At 73.6% G+C, this 17,260-nt stretch carries 13 protein-coding genes and 1 riboswitch; of the genes, 8 read left to right on the top strand and 5 right to left on the bottom strand.

The genetic code is table 11. From position 1 onward, the window contains the following. Window positions 1-262: 262 nt before the first annotated feature. Complete coding sequence (gene mptB, locus FRAAL_RS33630; protein ID WP_162137496.1) at window positions 263-1,879, top strand: polyprenol phosphomannose-dependent alpha 1,6 mannosyltransferase MptB; 1,617 nt, start codon at window positions 263-265, stop codon at window positions 1,877-1,879. Here the strand turns inward: mptB and FRAAL_RS32255 are convergent. Next, entirely contained in the window at window positions 1,788-3,368 is a 1,581-nt protein-coding gene (locus tag FRAAL_RS32255; RefSeq protein ID WP_055750092.1) for a glycosyltransferase 87 family protein, read from the bottom strand. The genes mptB and FRAAL_RS32255 overlap by 92 nt on opposite strands. A gap of 196 nt (window positions 3,369-3,564) precedes the next feature. Between FRAAL_RS32255 and FRAAL_RS29220 the strand changes: the two genes are divergently transcribed. After that, complete coding sequence (locus FRAAL_RS29220) at window positions 3,565-4,821, top strand: Glu/Leu/Phe/Val family dehydrogenase (protein ID WP_041939956.1); 1,257 nt, start codon at window positions 3,565-3,567, stop codon at window positions 4,819-4,821. Between the two features lie 295 nt (window positions 4,822-5,116). On the opposite strand, the gene FRAAL_RS29225 is transcribed toward FRAAL_RS29220, so the two are convergent. Further along, complete coding sequence (locus FRAAL_RS29225; RefSeq protein WP_011607731.1) at window positions 5,117-5,497, bottom strand: RNHCP domain-containing protein; 381 nt, start codon at window positions 5,495-5,497, stop codon at window positions 5,117-5,119. A gap of 261 nt (window positions 5,498-5,758) precedes the next feature. Here FRAAL_RS29225 and FRAAL_RS29230 point away from each other — a divergent pair, with 261 nt between their 5' ends. The 3 genes from FRAAL_RS29230 (at window position 5,759) to otsB (ending at window position 7,658) form a co-directional block, all read left to right on the top strand. Continuing rightward, entirely contained in the window at window positions 5,759-6,067 is a 309-nt protein-coding gene (locus FRAAL_RS29230) for a DUF3263 domain-containing protein (RefSeq protein WP_011607732.1), read from the top strand. Between the two features lie 8 nt (window positions 6,068-6,075). Continuing rightward, a complete protein-coding gene (locus FRAAL_RS29235; RefSeq protein WP_011607733.1) occupies window positions 6,076-6,723 on the top strand; it encodes a LytR C-terminal domain-containing protein in 648 nt (215 codons plus the stop codon). An 86-nt stretch (window positions 6,724-6,809) separates the two neighbouring features. Further along, on the top strand, window positions 6,810-7,658 hold the full coding sequence (gene otsB / locus FRAAL_RS29240) for a trehalose-phosphatase (protein ID WP_011607734.1): 849 nt from the start codon (window positions 6,810-6,812) through the stop codon (window positions 7,656-7,658). On the opposite strand, the gene FRAAL_RS29245 is transcribed toward otsB, so the two are convergent. Both FRAAL_RS29245 and FRAAL_RS29250 read right to left on the bottom strand, forming a co-directional pair. Then, window positions 7,636-9,135: an alpha,alpha-trehalose-phosphate synthase (UDP-forming) gene (locus FRAAL_RS29245; RefSeq protein ID WP_011607735.1), complete on the bottom strand. Its 1,500-nt coding sequence runs from the start codon at window positions 9,133-9,135 to the stop codon at window positions 7,636-7,638. The two genes, otsB and FRAAL_RS29245, sit on opposite strands and share 23 nt — an antisense overlap. Window positions 9,136-9,459: 324 nt before the next feature. Beyond that, a complete protein-coding gene (locus FRAAL_RS29250) occupies window positions 9,460-10,257 on the bottom strand; it encodes an HAD hydrolase family protein (protein WP_041941141.1) in 798 nt (265 codons plus the stop codon). Between the two features lie 281 nt (window positions 10,258-10,538). Further along, a riboswitch (SAM riboswitch) is annotated at window positions 10,539-10,654 on the top strand. Window positions 10,655-10,662: 8 nt separating this feature from the next. On the opposite strand from FRAAL_RS29250, the gene thrC reads away from it, so the two are divergent. The 3 genes from thrC (at window position 10,663) to FRAAL_RS29265 (ending at window position 15,361) form a co-directional block, all read left to right on the top strand. Further along, the gene (thrC, locus tag FRAAL_RS29255) at window positions 10,663-11,940 is read left to right on the top strand and encodes a threonine synthase (protein ID WP_041939957.1); all 1,278 of its coding nucleotides are present in this window, start codon (window positions 10,663-10,665) and stop codon (window positions 11,938-11,940) included. A gap of 399 nt (window positions 11,941-12,339) precedes the next feature. Continuing rightward, a complete protein-coding gene (groL, locus tag FRAAL_RS29260) occupies window positions 12,340-13,962 on the top strand; it encodes a chaperonin GroEL (protein ID WP_011607738.1) in 1,623 nt (540 codons plus the stop codon). An 808-nt stretch (window positions 13,963-14,770) separates the two neighbouring features. Further along, window positions 14,771-15,361 carry a Uma2 family endonuclease gene (locus tag FRAAL_RS29265; protein ID WP_041939958.1) on the top strand — a complete coding sequence of 197 codons (591 nt, stop codon included), beginning with the start codon at window positions 14,771-14,773 and terminating at the stop codon, window positions 15,359-15,361. Between the two features lie 28 nt (window positions 15,362-15,389). Here the strand turns inward: FRAAL_RS29265 and FRAAL_RS29270 are convergent, their stop codons facing one another. Continuing rightward, the gene (locus tag FRAAL_RS29270) at window positions 15,390-17,126 is read right to left on the bottom strand and encodes a DNA repair helicase XPB (protein WP_041939959.1); all 1,737 of its coding nucleotides are present in this window, start codon (window positions 17,124-17,126) and stop codon (window positions 15,390-15,392) included. Between the last annotated feature and the right edge of the window lie 134 nt (window positions 17,127-17,260).

A 17,260-nucleotide genomic window follows, 5' to 3' on the forward strand; every position in this document is an offset into this window, starting at 1 on the left:
GACTCGGTCTCGCCCGCCGGCACCGCCACGGCCACAGTCGTCGGCTGGCTACCGCGCGTGGCGTCGACCGGGGAACCGGGCGCCGCGAGCGCTGTCACCCGCGACCTCCCAAGGCACCGACGACGGTCCGTCCGCCGCGTCCCACCGATCATCTCCCGACGGCCCGCCGGTCGGCGAACGGCCGGCCGCGGCCACCACCGACGCGGCGGCGCACGACGGCCGCGGACCGACCGCCGTCAGGCCCCCGACCAGCGTCATCTGGTTGATCATCGGGGGAGCCGGCGCCGCGGTCGCGGCCATGTTGGCCGAGGGGTGGCTCGGCCCACGCGATCCGAACGTCACCGACCCCTCGTCCTGGTGGGGAATTCTCCCATCGACCCCGCCGACGGAGACGGCAAGGGGCGTTCTGGCCGGACTGTCCGCGCTCAGCGTCATCACGCTGTGCCTGTGCTGGGTTCTCCTGGTACGCGCGATGGCCGCCGGGCGGGTGTCCACCCGCACCGGGCTCGCCGCCGCCGCCGCCTGGAGCCTGCCGTTCGCCGTCGGGCCGCCGCTGTTCAGCCGGGACGTCTACGCCTACGCCGCCCAGGGGGAGCTGGCCAGGCTCGGCCTGGACCCGGCGACCCACGGGGTGGCCACCCTGCTGACGGCCGGCGCGTCGGACGGATCCGGCCAGGCCTTCGTCCGAGCCGTCGACCCGCGGTGGTGGCACACCCACACCCCCTACGGCGGTGCCGCGGTCGCGGTCGAGAAGGCCGCGGCGGCCATCGGCGGTGGCCCGGCGGGGACCATCGCGGTTCTCCGGGTGATCGCCGTGCTCGCCACGATCGCCCTGATCTGCCTGTCGCTGCTCCTCGCCGGGTCCGAGCCGGGCCGGCGCCGCGCGGTCGCGGTCCTGGTCGCGGCGAACCCCGTCGTCGTCATCCACCTCGTGGGCGGCGCGCACCTCGACGCGCTCGCCGCCGCGCTCGTCGTCGCCGCCCTCGTGCTCGACCGCGTCCCGCGCGTGGCGGGACACGGGACCCTGCCGGGCGCCGCCGCGACGGGACTGGCGGGCCTCGCCGGCAACGTCAAGGCGACCGCCCTGCTCTGCGTCGGCTGGCTGGTGCTGGCCCACCTGCTGGCCGCGCGGCGGGCGCCGCGACCGGTACGGGCGGCAGTCGTGCGTCTCGCCGCCGACGCGGTCGCCGTCGCCGTCGCCTCGGCCCTGAGCATCGCCGCCGCCGGCTTCGGCCCGACCTGGATCCACGCGCTGTCGACCTCGGGCACCCTGACCACCGGCATCGCTCCCGCCGCGGTCCTCGCGGCGGCGGCGGACGGCGTGCTCGCGCTGCTCGGCGTGCATCCCGCGGACGGGGCGACGCAGCGGGTGACCCGGACGCTGTGCCTGGCGGCCGCGGCGGCCGTCGTCGGCGCCCTCGCCGTGCGCGCCTGGCGCCGCTCCTCCGAGGCACCCGCCGGCCCCGGCACGACGGGGGGCGATCGCGCGTTGCGGGCGTTCGCCGACCGGCGGCCGGACCTGGTCGTCGTCGGCTTCGGCGGGCTGGCCGTGGCGCTCGGCAATCCGGTGGTCTACCCCTGGTACCTGGCGCTGTGCCTGACGCCGCTCGCGATCCTGACGACCGGCGGCGCCCCGGGCGGGCGACGGACGGGACGGCTGCCGGGCACGGCCGCGGGACGCACGGTCGCCGCGCTGGTCGTGACCTCCGCCTGGCTGTGCCTCGCGACCCTCTCGCCGCTCGCGGCCACCTGGCGGCTGCTCGGTCCCGCCGGGATCGCCGCCCTGGTCACGGTCGCCGCGCTCGCCGTGGGGGCCGGGGTCGCGACCGCGCTGGTGGCGGCCCGGCGGCGGCCCGCACCGCCCACCAGCACACCGTGAGCAGACCGAGGTTGCGTCCGACCAGCAACAGGCTCAGCACGATCCGACCCTGGATGACGTCGTTGTACCGCCACGGATAGATGAGCTGGGTCAGCGCGGCGCAGGCCAGCAGCGCCACCGGCAGGCGACCGGGCAGGCCCCACGGCCGGCCGCCGAGCCCCGGCGCCGGCGCGCTGCCGACGCCACCCCCGGCGGCCCCGACGCCACCCCCGCCACCCCCGGCGGCCCCGGCGTCCGACGCGGCCGCGGGGGCGACGGCCAGGCCAGCGGCGACCAGCGCGAGGATCCACACGAGGTACTGCGGGCTGAGCACCCGGGCTGTCACGACGACCACGACGACCAGCGCGAGGGCCCGCCCGGCGAGCGTCCCGGCCATCGCCCGCGGGTCCTCGCCACCGCCGCCCGTCGAGACCATGCGGGCCTCGCCCGTCGGGGCCCTGAAGGTCTCGTCCGGCATGTCCGCCGCGTCACCCGTCCGGGCGGGTCCGGCCGCCGGCCGGCGGCCCCGCGTCCACCACCACGCCGCCGCCGCGACGATGACGACGCCCTCGACGAGGCTGCACGCGGTGGCGACGGCGCGGGCCACCGAACCGCCGAACTGCAGGGAGCCGTAGGAGTAGGCGGGCGCCGGGCCGCCGAGCATGTGGGCGACGACGAACGGCGTCGCGGCCACCGCCTCGATCTGCAGCCCGCGGGCCTGCTGCGCGCCGAGGAAGCCCAGGATGTCGCGCCACCAGCCGGTCAGCGCGACGACGGCGGCAAGCAGCCCCACCGCGCCCGCCAACCCGCCGGCCAGCCGGGCCGCCCCCGCCCGCAGCCGGGCCGGCCACCGGGCCGGGGAGCCTGCCGGCGCCGGAATCGCGACCAGCAGCAGCAACGGCCACACCTTGAGCAGCGTCCCCACGCCGAGGTGGAAGCCGGCGCGGCCGAACCGGGCCCGCGACACGGCGAGCACCGCGGCGAGCCCCGCCGCGGCCGGAAGCAGGTCGAACCGGGCCAGCGCCACGGGGCCCAGGGCGGTGATCCCAAGCACCCAGAACAACGCCGCGCCACGGTCGCGCCGCGCCAACGCGGCGGTCACGGCGAGGTCGGCGAGGAGCGTCAGCACGACGAACGCCACCCGATAGGGCACCGCCGAAAGGGTGTGAGCCAGCTCCGGCAGCACCAGCGCGACCGCCGCCCCGGGCGGGTACTGCCAGCGGTCGTCGCCGACGGGCAGCCCGCCGCCGTGGCCGAGATCGTGCGCCCAGCCGGCGTAGATCCGAACATCACCGAGGACGGTCTGCTGAGCACCGAACGTCTGGCCGGTCAGGACGCCGGCGACGAGCAGGGTGCGAGTGAGCAGCCAGCCGCCCCACAACCGGCGGGCGGCCGATCGGGGTGCCCCCGGACCGGTCCGGGATGTGGCTGCCCGGCCGGCGGCGGCGGTCGCCCGCGGGGCGGGCGGGCGGGGCGCCCCGGCGGACGGGGCCGACTGATCCGGGCGCACGCCCGCGACCGTACCCGCCCGTTCGGGCGGCCCGAGGCGCGCCCTCGAGGCGCCGGGCGGAGGGCCTCTGCCGTCACCTATTGTTTGCGCCATATCGAGTCACTGCCACGGTGCGCAACGGAGCGCGCCGTGGCCGACGAACCCGGCGGCGCGTTCGGCGGCAGAGGGTGGCTCGAAACGCGCCGCGGAGGTGCCTGTGATCCTCGGATCCGGCTCAGCATGGGACACGGCCTGCGTTCAACTGGGGAACGCGGCTCGTCATCTGGGCCTCGACGACGGACTGCACGAACTGCTCCGCACGCCCCGCCGGGCGATCACCGTCAGCGTGCCACTGCTGCGTGACGACGGATCGCTGATGGTGTTGACCGGCTACCGGGTCCAGCACAACCTCGCCCGCGGCCCCGGCAAGGGCGGCATCCGCTTCCACCCCAGCTGCGACCTCGACGAGGTCAAGGCACTGGCGATGTGGATGACCTGGAAGTGCGCGCTGATGGGGATCCCCTACGGCGGGGCGAAGGGCGGCATCGCCGTGGAGCCGGCGCTGCTGTCCCGCCAGGAGCGCGAGCGCATGACCCGGCGCTACGCCGCCGAGCTCGTCCCCCTGATCGGGCCGGAGAAGGACATTCCCGCCCCCGACGTGGGCACCGACGAGCAGACCATGGCCTGGATCATGGACACCTACTCCGCCCACACCGGCTACACCGCGACCGGCGTCGTGACCGGCAAACCGCTGTCGATCGGCGGCTCCGCCGGGCGGGCCGGGGCGACCAGCCGCGGCGTGCAGCTCGCGTTGTTCGCCGCCCTGCGCCAGACCGGGCGGGACCCGTACGACACGACCGTCGCCATCCAGGGCTTCGGCAAGGTCGGGGCGCTCGCCGCCCAGTACCTGCACGACGCCGGCTGCAAGGTCGTCGCCGTCTCGGACGTCAAGGGCGGCGTCTACAACCCGCAGGGCCTCAACCCGGCGGCGCTGATCCGCCACCTCGCCGAGGGGGCGGAGACCGTCGTCGGTTTCCCGGGCACGGACACGCTCACCAACGACGACCTGCTCGAACTCGACGTGGACGTGCTGGTCCCCGCGGCCCTCGAAGGCGTCATCACCATCGAGAACGCGGACCGGATCAAGGCAAAGATCATCGTCGAGGGCGCCAACGGCCCGGTCACGGCGGACGCCGACCGGATCCTGGAGGACCGGGGCGTGATGGTCGTGCCGGACATCCTCGCCAACGGCGGCGGCGTCGCGGTCTCGTACTTCGAGTGGGTGCAGGACATGCAGGCCTACTTCTGGTCCGAGGACGAGGTCAACGACCGGCTGCGGACCCTGATGGAGCGGGCCTACGGCGAGGTGGCGATGCTTGCCACCACCCAGGGCGTCACCATGCGCGCCGCGGCGCACATCATCGGGGTGAGCCGGGTCGCCGAGGCCCACCAGACGCGCGGCCTCTACCCCTGAGCGACCCGCGACACCCCCGAGCGGCCCACGGCCGACACGCCGTTCCCACCTGACACCGACCCGTCCCCTCCCCCACGCCGACCCCCGAGGACGGGACCCGCTCGTCCGGGCTCAGATCCGACCGGCGGGACGCCCGCCGGCGCGAGGTGACGCGCCGGCACCGGAACGGGCCGCGCCGGGCGGCATCCCGGGATGTCCGGGACTGCCACCGGACGGTGCCGGTCGCCGAGTTGCCGAGGGTGACCACGGTCAAGGCCACCGATCGTGCGATCTCTCGGCAACTCGCGCGGCTGCCCTACCCGGCCGCCTCCCGACCGGGCCGCCTCCCGACCGAACCGCCTCCCGACCGGGCCGCGTCGGGGAACACCGCCGCCTGGGCCGCCGCGGCGGCGACGGCGAGCAGGGCGTCGCGGTCGTCGGCCGGCGCGGTGCGGTTTCGGCGGCGGTGACCGCAGCGCTCGCAGGCGTGGGTGAGCATCACGTCATGCGTGCGGGCCTCGACGGCCACCGGGCGCATCACCCCACCGCAGGCGGCCGCGCGGTCGCCGGGATGCACGTCGACGTGGCGCGAGCACAGGCAGGCCGGGCAGTGGTTGGTGTATCCGTCGCCGCGCACGGCGGTCCCACAGACGAGGCAGTCGAAGTCCTCCGTGGTGCGGGTGAATCGCCGGCTCACCGGTCCAGCGTAGCCATCGGCCGCCGGGCGGCACGGTGCGCACGGTCCGCGGACCCGGACCGCGCAGAATGCACCGCAATCGGCTCGGCCCGGTGTGCAACGAGCTCGGGTGGCGGTCATCGGCCGGAACGTGTGTTCCCGGAGACGACCGGGGATGTCGGACCCACAGGATGAAATAGTGGGCGGCGAACCATACCGGGCGTGGCGTGACCGCGCCCGACCGCGCTCGTCATCCCGGATGCGTCCCGAGGAGGTCCCGCTGTGCAGGCAGCTCAACCCCTGCCGCCCGAGGAACCCGGGCGGACGAGCACCCCGGCCGCGGAGCTGTCCGACCGCGACCGTCGCATTCTTCGCTTCGAGCAGGGCTGGTGGCGTCATCCGGGGGCGAAGGAGGAGGCGATCCGCGCCGAGTTCGGCCTGTCCTCGACCCGCTACTACCAGATCCTCAATCGACTGATCGACTCGGACGCGGCGCTGATCACCGATCCGATGCTCGTCCGGCGGCTGCGCCGGCTGCGCGAGCAGCGCCGGGCCGCCAGGTCCGGCCGCCGGGACCGGAACGAGGAGTAGAGCTCCGCATGACGCATGGCACGAGCGCGCCACCGCGACGCCGCCCCCCGGGCCGGCGCGCGGACCGGCTGCACGCCGTGGCGGCGGGGGCCGTCGCCGTCCTCGCCGTGCTCGCGGGCATCCTGCTGGTGAACCTGGTCAACGGCTCGTCCGACCCCGAGCGGCCGAAGCCGGTCGCGGCGCCCGCCCACACCCCGGACGACGCCGGCCCGAGCCCGTCGGCCTCGGCGCACCGCACGACGCCCGCGGCCTCGCCGACCCGCCGCCCGAGCCCGGCCGCGACGACGCCGCCCGCCGAGCGCCCGCCGTCCCCGACACCCGCGCCGCCGCCGGCAGCGCAGAGCCACCGGCCCACCGTGACGGCGCCGGTGGTCGTGCTGAACAACTCCCGGGTCTCCGGCCTCGCGGAGGTCGCGGCCGGGCGGGTCGAGGCGGCCGGGTTCACCGTCGAGCGGACCGGGAACTTCCAGTCGGTCTACAACGTGCCGGTCTCGACGGTGTTCTACGACGACGACGACGCCGCGGCCGCCCAGGCGCTCAAGGACGCCGTCCCGGGCATCGAGAAGATCGTCCCTCGCTCGCAGACGAGGATCGTCTCCACCGACACCCTGATCCTCGTCATCACTCGCGACTTCCCCGCCGACCCGGAAAAATGATCAGTGATCGTCCCGCCTGAGACATCCCCCGGTGGGAATGTCCGCCGGCCCTCGACCATCGACGACATCGACCCCGGGAAGGCTCCGTGAGCGATTCCGCCCCGCACAGCACGCCAGCGCCCCGCACCCCCGCCGGGGGTGCCGGGCTCGCCGCCCTGCTCACCGCGCCCGACCGCGCGCTGATCGCCCTCGACTACGACGGCACGCTCTCCCCGATCGTCGCCCGCCCGGCCGACGCCGTCCCCGCACCCGGGGCGATCGAGGCACTGCGCCGCATCTCCCGCGCGGTGGGCACGCTGGCAATCATCACCGGGCGGCCGGTCGACGCGCTGCTGGAGCTGACCGGGCTGGAGAAGCTTTCCGACCTCGGCGAGCTGGTCATCCTCGGCCAGTACGGACTGCAGCGGTGGGATTCGCAGTCCCGGGCGATCACCAGCCCGGAGCCGTTGCCGGGCGTGGCCGCCGTCCGCGCCGCGCTGCCCGAGCTGCTGCGCGACGCCCCCGCCGGCACGGTCGTCGAGGACAAGCACCAGGCGCTCGTCGTGCACGTGCGCCGCACCGCCGACCCGGACGCGGCGCTGGCCGCGCTCGCCCCGGCGCTGACGACGCTGGCCGAGGAGCACGGGCTGGAGGCCGCCCCCGGCAAGAAGGTGCTGGAGCTGCGCCCGCCCGGCCACGACAAGGGGGGCGCGCTGCGCGAGCTCGTCGCCGCCCGCGGAGCACGCTCGGTGCTCGTCGCCGGGGACGACTACGGCGACCTGCCCGCCTTCTCCGCCGTCGACGAGATGCGGGCGGGCGGGCTGCCCGGCATCTCGGTGTGCAGCGACAGCCCCGAGGTCCCCGCCGTGTTGCGGGAGCGCGCCGACCTGGTCGTCGGCGGTCCCGCGGGCATGGTCGCGCTGCTGGAGGTGCTCATCGAGCGTCTCGGCGGCTGATCGGTGCGTCGGGGCGGTCGGCGGCGAGGGCGTCGAGCTGGTCGGTGAACCAGACCCGCGGTGGCAGCCGGCCCGCCACGGCGGCGAGCTCGCCGGCGCGGCGCCGGCGGTCGGCCGCGGGCATCGTCAGCGCCGCGTGCAGGGCCTGCGCCGTCGCCTGGATGTCGAACGGGTTGATCACCAGCGCAGCCCTGCCCATCTCCGCGCAGGCCCCCGCCTCCCGGGACAGCACCAGCACGGCGTCGCGCCGCGACACGACCGGCCCCTCCTTCGCGACGAGGTTCATCCCGTCCCGGATCGGGTTGACGACGAGCACCTCGGCCAGCGAGAGCGCGGCGATCGACCGCGGGTAGTCGTCGGTGATCTCCAACCGCAGCGGCAGCCACGTGTCGGTGGCGAACTCGTCCTCGATCTCCGCGGCGAGCCGCTGCACCGCGGCCGTGTACTCGCGGTACTCCGGCAGGTCGTGCCGCGACGGGTAGGCGCAGACGAGGTGCATCACCTTGCCGCGCCACTCCGGGCGGGTCCGCAGCAGCTCGCGGTAGGCGGCGAGGCCGCGCACGATGTTCTTGGACAGCTCGGTGCGGTCGACCCGGACGATCAGGCGCCTGCCCTCGGCCAGCTCGACGAGCTCCGCGGCCCGGGCGGCGACGTCGGACGCGTCGGCCCGGTCGCGCAGCTCGTCGGCGTCGACGCCGAGCGGGTGCACGCCGATGCGCACCGTGTGCCCGGCTCCCGCCGCCCCGGCGGGCGGCGCCACCGTGATCGAGCGTCCCTCGACCCGCACACCGAGCAGACCGCGGGCGCACTCGGTGAAGGCGTCGGCCCACGCGTCGGTGAGGAACCCCAGCCGGTCGGCGCCGAGCATGCCGCGCAGGATCTGCTCGCCGACGTCGTCGGGCAGCATCCGGAAGTACTCCGGCGGCGCCCACGGGGTGTGGCTGAAGTGGCCGATGCGCAGGTCCGGGCGCAGCCGGCGCAGCTGCCCGGGGACGAGGGTCAGGTGGTAGTCCTGGACGAGCACCGAGGCGCCCGGAGCGGCCTCGTGCGCCAGCGCCTCGGCGAACATCGCGTTGTACGCCTCGTAGGCCGCCCAGTCGCGGCGGAACGACGGGTCGAACACCGGCTGCGAGGCCGGGGCGTAGAGCAGGTGCTGGATGAACCACAGGATGCGGTTCGCGACCGCGTTGTAGGCCCGGTCGAACACGACCCGGTCGACGTCGAGCATCCGCACGGCCGTGCCGCCGGTGTCGTGGCCGGCGAGGTCGAGCCGGCCGGCCGGTGCGGCGCGCACGGCGCGCCGGTCGGCGTCGCCGAGCGCGGCGCACACCCAGACCATCGGCAGGGCGTCGGGCGGGGCGTCGGCCGCCGCCTGCCCCAGACCGCTGACCAGCCCGCCCGCCCCCCGGCGCAGCACCAGCTCCCCGCTGTCACCGGTGGCGAAGGCGACCGGCCCCCGGTTGGAGGCGACCAGCACCCGCGCCGTCCCCAGCGGTGAAGGACCCCCCGACGTGCCCTGCTCGGCTTCCCGCGTCCGCTGCACACTGCGGAGGGTAGGCCATCCGGGCGGCCTTCCAGGCCGGACCGCCGGCCACACCGCGGCCATCCGGCGCGGATTCCGGCGGATATGGCCGGAGATCGTCCGTCCGGTGTCCGAACACCGTCCGGTCGGCCAACACCGGGCGAACCCTCCCTGAACCGGCGTCGGACCGGCCGTGAACCAGCGTCGGACCGGCCGTGAACCAGCATCGAACCGCCTGCGAACGCGCCTGGAACAGGAGGGGCGCTGCCGGCGAGCGGGTCAGGCGGCGACGGCCGTGCGCACGGCGCTCGCCCACCCCGCGCCGACCGTGCCCGCCTCGACGGTGACGTTGTCGTACCGCTCGAGCAGGGCGGTGATGTCGGGGTGGCGAAGCGCGTTGGCGACCAGGTGCATGCGGCCGACATGCGGGGCCATCGCCAGGTCGCTGGCCGAGTCGCCGATCGCGATCGCCTCGGCCGGGGACACGCCGCGCCGTTTGAGGTCGTAGGCCACCGCGTCGCCCTTGCCCACCCCGTCGGGGACGAGGTGGTAGACGTGCGGCGCGACGCCCAGCCCGGGCATGTGGGCGGGCGAGATCAGACCGTTGTCACGCATGCTCAACCAGGCGAAACCGGTCTCGGCGAGCCAGCCGTCGACCTCGGGGACGTCGATGCGACCGCGGAGCATGACGTCGACCTCGCGGCCGGCGTGCCAGGGGGTGTGCAGCTCCAGGCGGCCCGGGTAGTTCTCGATCAGCCGGTCGAGCAGCGACGCGGGGACCTGGTCGAAGTCCGGCGGCATGGCGCCGCGCAGGATCTCGCTGTCCCGCCCGTCGTTCCAGCCGACGATGGCGCCGAGCTCCCCGATGAAGCCGTCCGCGCCGAAGATCTGCGCCGCCTCGACGAGCTGGGGCCGAGTGCGGCCGCTGACCAGCACCAGCGCGATGCCGGCCGCGTGCAGCTCGGCGAGCGCCTGCGCCGGGTCCAGGGTGATCGCCCCGCCCTCGGCGCGGAAGAAGCAGCCCTTCGGGCCGACCATCGTGCCGTCGAGATCGGTGTAGACGACGCGAATACTCACTGTCACGGACTCCCTGGTCTGCAAGGTGGGTCGGCCCGCCGGCACCGACCGCCCGGGCACCGGGCGCGAGCGGCGGTCGCCGGACGCGGTCCGGCGTTCCCGGTGCCGGTGGACGTGCCCGGCCCCGGTGACCGTGCCCGGGGCGCCGAGGAACGTCGATGAACATTGTGGGGCCGCGGCGGGCCGCACCCGACGAAACACGATCTCATGAGCGTGAACCACGAAACACCGGTGCACGATCTCCGGCACTCGGTCTACAGTACGGACAGACAACTTCATCTGGCTCATCCAGAGGGGCAGAGGGAACGGCCCAGTGAAGCCCCGGCAACCACCCGCATCCGATGCGTGGCAGGTGCTAATTCCGACCCGTGGCAGGTTGCCCCGGGAAAGATGAGGAGCTTCTTCATGACTCTCGCGCCCGAGCGTGCCGACACTCCCGCCCTCGACGTCGCGAACCCCGCGGTCGGACTGTCCTGTCGCCACTGCGGCGCCACCTACCCCCTCTCCCCGTCCCACGTGTGCGTGGAGTGCTTCGCCCCGCTGGAGATCTCCTACGACCCCGACCTGCTCGGCCGGGTCACCCGGGAGTCCATCGAGCGTGGGCCGGCCAACCTGTGGCGCTACGTCGGCCTGCTGCCCGCGGGGCACGACCCGGCGCGCCGGGTGTCGCTCGGCGCCGGCTGGACGCCGCTGCGCCCGGCCCCGCGCCTGGCCGCCGAGCTGGGGATGAAGACCCTCTACGTCAAGGACGACAGCGCCAACCCGACGCACTCGTTCAAGGACCGCGTCGTCTCGGTGGCGCTGAGCGCCGCCCGCGAGCTCGGCTTCACCACGGTGGCCTGCGCCTCGACCGGCAACCTCGCCCAGTCCGTGGCCGCGCACGCCGCCGGGGCCGGGCTGCGCTCGGTGGTGCTGGTGCCGCACGACCTGGAGGCCGGCAAGACCGTCTCCACCGGCGTGTACGGCGGGACCCTCGTCGCGATCCAGGGCAACTACGACGATGTCAACCGGCTGTGCAGCGAGCTGGCCGGCGAGTACGAGTGGGCGTTCGTCAACGTCAACGTCCGCCCGTTCTACGCCGAGGGCTCCAAGACGCTGGGTTACGAGGTCGCCGAGCAGCTCGGCTGGCGGCTTCCCGAGCAGGTCGTCGTGCCGATCGCGTCCGGCTCCCTGCTGACCAAGGTCGACAAGGCGTTCGGCGAGCTCGGCAAGCTGGGCCTGGTGGAGCCGACGCCGTACCGGGTCTTCGGCGCGCAGGCCGCCGGCTGCAACCCGGTGGCCGCGGCGTTCGCCCGCGGGGTCGACACGGTTGCCCCGGTGCGACCGTCGACGATCGCCAAGTCGCTGTCCATCGGCAACCCGGCCGACGGCCCGTACGCCCTCGACGTCGCCCGCCGCACCGGCGGTGCGATCACGGACGTCAGCGACGACGAGATCCTCGAGGGCATGCGGCTGCTGGCCCGTACCGAGGGCATCTTCGGCGAGACCGCCGGCGGCGTCACGGTCGCGAACCTGCGCCGCCTGCTGCGCGAGGGTCTGCTCGACCCGGCCGCCGAGACCGTCATCTACAACACCGGCGACGGGCTGAAGACCCTCGACCCGCTGGTCGAGACCGGCGGCCCGACGGCCACCATCAAGCCGTCGCTGCGTGCCTTCGAGGCCGCCGGCCTCGGCGACGACTGACCCCGCCGGCCTCGGCGACACTGACCGCCCCGGCGCCCGGCGCCGATGCCGCGGCCTGTCGGCTGGCCGACACCGGGCCGGCAGCCGGCGCGTCGCGGCCCTGCCACGCGGCCTGACCGGGGGCGTCGCCGTGCCGCGCCCGGTCGCGCAGCGGGCCGTGGAGGCCGCGGTGCGCAACACGGAGAAGCGGCGGCGAGCTTGCACTCTCCCATGCCGAGTGCTAAACAGGACTTGGCACTCTCACCTAGGGAGTGCCAAGGCTGAAACGGCGAGGCTGCCCGTTCCGCCCGGCGTCCACGGTGGTTGCACCGAGGTCGGAGCCGGCGGGAGCCGTCCGTCGCGGGCGTCGTTGTGGCCAGGCCATCGAACCTGCCATCCCACTGGGAGGACCCAGAAACCATGCCGAAGATCATTGCCTTCGATGAGGAGGCTCGGCGCGGCCTGGAGCGCGGCATGAACCAGCTGGCCGATGCGGTCAAGGTCACGCTCGGTCCGAAGGGTCGCAACGTCGTTCTGGAGAAGAAGTGGGGCGTCCCCACGATCACCAACGACGGTGTGAGCATCGCCAAGGAGATCGAGCTCGAGGACCCGTACGAGAAGATCGGTGCGGAGCTCGTCAAGGAAGTCGCGAAGAAGACCAACGACGTCGCGGGTGACGGCACCACCACCGCGACGATCCTGGCCCAGGCCCTGGTGCGTGAGGGTCTGCGCAACGTGGCCGCCGGTGCGAACCCCCTGGGCCTGAAGAAGGGCATCGAGGTCGCCGTCGAGCGGGTCTCCGAGGAGCTGTCGAAGCAGGCCAAGGAGGTCGAGACCAAGGAGCAGATCGCCTCGACCGCCTCGATCTCCGCCGGTGACTCCGCGATCGGCGGCCTGATCGCCGAGGCGCTGGACAAGGTCGGCAAGGAAGGCGTCGTCACCGTCGAGGAAAGCAACACCTTCGGCCTCGAACTCGAGCTCACCGAGGGCATGCGCTTCGACAAGGGCTACATCTCCCCCTACTTCGTCACCGACGCCGACCGTCAGGAAGCCGTCCTCGACGACCCCTACATCCTCATCGTCAACAGCAAGATCGCCGCGGTGAAGGACCTCCTCCCCCTGCTGGAGAAGGTCATGCAGACCAGCAAGCCGCTGGTCATCATCTCCGAGGACGTCGAGGGTGAGGCGTTGGCGACCCTCGTCGTCAACAAGATCCGCGGCACGTTCAAGAGCGTCGCGGTCAAGGCCCCCGGCTTCGGTGACCGCCGTAAGGCGATCCTCGGTGACATCGCGATCCTCACCGGCGGTCAGGTCATCTCCGAGGACGTCGGTCTGAAGCTGGAGAGCACCTCGCTGGACCTGTTGGGCCGCGCCCGGAAGATCGTGGTGACGAAGGACGAGACGACGGTCGTCGAGGGCTCCGGTGACCCCGACCAGATCGCCGGCCGGGTCAGCCAGATCCGCAACGAGATCGACAAGTCCGACTCCGACTACGACCGGGAGAAGCTCCAGGAGCGGCTGGCGAAGCTCGCCGGTGGTGTCGCGGTCATCAAGGTCGGCGCGGCCACCGAGGTCGAGCTGAAGGAGAAGAAGCACCGCATCGAGGACGCGGTGTCCAACGCCAAGGCCGCCGTCGAGGAAGGCATCGTCGCCGGCGGTGGCGTCGCGCTGCTCCAGGCCTCGATCACCGCCTTCGAGAAGCTCGACCTCTCCGGCGACGAGGCCACCGGCGCGAACATCGTCCGCCTCGCGCTCGAGGCACCGATCAAGCAGATCGCGTTCAACAGCGGTCTCGAGGGCGGCGTCGTGGTCGACAAGGTCCGCAACCTGCCCACCGGCCACGGCCTCAACGCCGCCACCGGCGAGTACGTCGACCTCATCGCCACCGGCATCATCGACCCCGCCAAGGTCACCCGCTCCGCCCTGCAGAACGCCGCCTCCATCGCCGGCCTCTTCCTCACCACCGAGGCCGTCATCGCCGACAAGCCGGAGAAGAACCCGGCCCCGGCCGTCCCCGGCGGCGGCGGCGAGATGGACTTCTAGTCCAGCTCCTCCGCGTCACCCAGCGCACGCGCTGGATCAGCACCACCGTCACGACGAAGGCGGCTCCGGCTCACGGGGCCGCCTTTCGCCGTTCCCCGTCGCCCGCCGTGCGCCGTACCCGCACGAAGGCGCAGCAGTCCACTCGGCCTGTGGGCGGACTACCGCGCAGACCTCCACCCGTTCCGACGCCACGTCAATGCCGCAATACCCCTTTATTGGGGTGATGAATATCAGAGTCGTGCGTCACACTGAAAGTGTGCACCATCGACACTCGCACGGCAAAGCCGACATCTCCGGCTTTTCGTCGAGCTTGACCGGCCCAGGAAGATCGCCGAAGGCGATCTGACGGACACCCCGAACGGTGCCCTGGGCCAGGGGTCCCCGTGAATCGCCGAAGGCCCCAACGGCTCCCCCAGGAAGATCGCCGAAGGCGATCTGACGAAGACCCCGAACGGTGCCCTGGGCCAGGGGTCCCCGTGAATCGCCGAAGGCGATTCACGGGGGAAGGCGCCGCCTCCGCGGACGGGAGGTTCCGCGGAGGCGGGCTCATCGGCCTGGGAGCGGCGCCACTCGGGACGGAGCGAACGCCGGGAGGTGCCCCCAAAGACGGCCTTGCGCCAAGAAAGATCCTCGGCCACCAGCAACGGCGATCAAGTTACCACCCGGTATTGGGGCCGACAAGAGCTTTATGTCACTTCTTTTCAACAATTCGCGGTGGGGCCGGTTAGAGCTCGACTATTTGCACGACACGGACAATTAACGCAGCCGGCCTTTCGACAGGACCGCCACGGCGGGGCACCATGGACACGTGGTCCAGGCACCCGCGCAGTCCCGCTCCCACCGCCCGTCAGTGACCGTGCCCGCGCCTCCGGTCATGGTCGAGGACCTGGATACCGGCGGGTATGACGATGCCCGGCTGGAGCTGCTCGACGGGCTGTGCCTCCTGCGCCCGTGGCCGACCCCCCTGCGCGCCCGGGTGACCAGCCGGCTGACCCGGTTGCTGACGCGGGCGGCGACCTCCGGCGCCCACGTCCTGCCCGCCGGCGTCGGGGTGGAACTGTCGGAGCGATCCCTGCTCGTGCCGGACATCGTCGTGGCCCCGAGCGCCGAGGTGGTGGGCCGCCGGCTACGCGAGACGCCCTACCTCGTCGTCGAGGTCGCGGATGCGAGCACCCGCCGCTACGACCGCACGCTGAAACTCGACCTCTACCGGGAGCGCCGGGTACCGGCGTGCTGGCTGATCGATCCGGACACGGCGACGCTGGAGGCGTTCGAGCTGGTCGGTGGCGTCTACGTGACCGCCAGCGCGACCGGCCCACACGGTGAGTTCGCCGCGACCCGACCCTTCCCGGTGACCGTCCGACCCGCCGAACTGATCGACCCGCCCGACGCCGAGTAGGCGGCGGCGCCGCCGCGGGCCGGGCCGGTCAGCCCCGGCCGCCGGCGAGGTCGTCCGGATCCGCCAGATCGTCCGGATCCGCGAGGTCTCGTGGACTCGCCCCGTCGCCACGGCCGGTGTCACGCGAATCGGGGATGTCGTCGGCGTCGACGATCGTGTACGCGTAGCCCTGTTCGGCGAGGAAGCGCTGGCGGTGGGCCGCATACTCCTGGTCGAGGGTGTCGCGGGCGACCACGGTGTAGAAGTGCGCCGCCCGGCCGTCCGCCTTGGGCCGCAGCACCCGCCCGAGGCGCTGCGCCTCCTCCTGCCGGGAGCCGAAGGTGCCCGAGACCTGCACCGCCACCCCGGCCTCCGGCAGGTCGATGGACACGTTCGCGACCTTGGAGACGACCAGCGTGGTGATCTCGCCCGTGCGGAACGCCTCGAACAGCCGCTCGCGCTCCCGGTTGCGGGTCGAGCCCTGGATGACGGGGGCGCCCAACAGCTCGCCGAGCTCGTCGAGCTGATCGAGGTAGGCGCCGATCACCAGCACCCGGTCGTCGGAGTGCCGGCGGACCAGACGCTCCACCACCGCCCGCTTGCTGTGGGCCGTGGCGCACATCCGGTAGCGCTCCTCCGGCTCGGCGACGGCGTAGGTCATCCGCTCGTCCTCGGTCAGGGTGACCCGCACCTCGGTGCACTGCGCGGGGGCTATCCAGCCCTGCGCCTCGATCTCGCGCCACGGCGCGTCGTACCGCTTCGGCCCGATGAGCGAGAAGACGTCGCCCTCCCTGCCGTCCTCACGGACCAGGGTCGCCGTGAGGCCGAGCCGGCGGCGGGACTGGATGTCGGCGGTCATCCGGAAGACCGGCGCGGGCAGCAGGTGCACCTCGTCGTACACGATCAGCCCCCAGTCACGGGCGCCGAACAGGTCCAGATGCAGGTACTCGCCCTTGCGGCGTGCCGTCATCACCTGGTAGGTCGCGATGGTGACCGGGCGGATCTCCTTGCGCTCGCCGGAGTACTCGCCGATCTCGTCCTCGGTCAGCGAGGTGCGACGCAGCAGCTCGTGCCGCCACTGCCGACCGGCGACCGTGTTCGTGACCAGGATCAGCGTGGTCGCGCCGGCCTGGGCCATCGCCGCGGCGCCCACGATGGTCTTGCCCGCGCCCGAGGGCAGCACGACGACCCCCGAGCCGCCCTCCCAGAAGCCCGCGACCGCGCCCTTCTGGTACTCGCGCAGCTCCCAGCCGTCCTGCCGGAGCTCGATCGCGTGCTTCTCACCGTCGACGTAGCCGGCCAGGTCCTCGGCGGGCCAGCCGAGCTTGAGCAGCGCCTGCTTGAGCCGGCCGCGCTCGGACGGGTGCACGGCGATCGTGTCGTCGTCGAGGCGCGTGCCCAGCATCGGCGCGACCTTCTTCGCCCGCGCGACCTCGACGAGCACGGCCCGGTCGAGCGCCCGCAGCACCAGGCCGTGGACCGGATCGTTCTCCAGCCGTAGCCGGCCGTAACGATCCATGGTGTCGGCGACGTCGACGAGCAGCGCGTGCGGGACCGCATACCGGGAGTGGCGGACGAGCGCGTCCACCACCTGCTCGGCATCGTGCCCGGCGGCGCGGGCGTTCCACAGGGCCAGCGGGGTGACCCGGTAGGTGTGCACGTGCTCCGGGGACCGCTCCAGCTCGGCGAACGGCGCGATGGCCGCGCGGGCCTCGGCCGCGCCGGGATGGTCGACCTCCAGGAGCAGGGTCTTGTCCGACTGAACGATCAACGGGCCGTCCGCCACCCTCACCATCCTCCAGGTCCGCCGTAGGGCACAGGCCCACGCCGGGCAGGTCCCGACGGGCACGCCACCGTGCTGGCGACGTCCTTCGACGGTACAGGCGCCCACCGACAGGTTGTCGACCCCGCCCCACCGCG

The organism is Frankia alni ACN14a (assembly GCF_000058485.1).
Lineage (GTDB): Bacteria > Actinomycetota > Actinomycetes > Frankiales > Frankiaceae > Frankia > Frankia alni.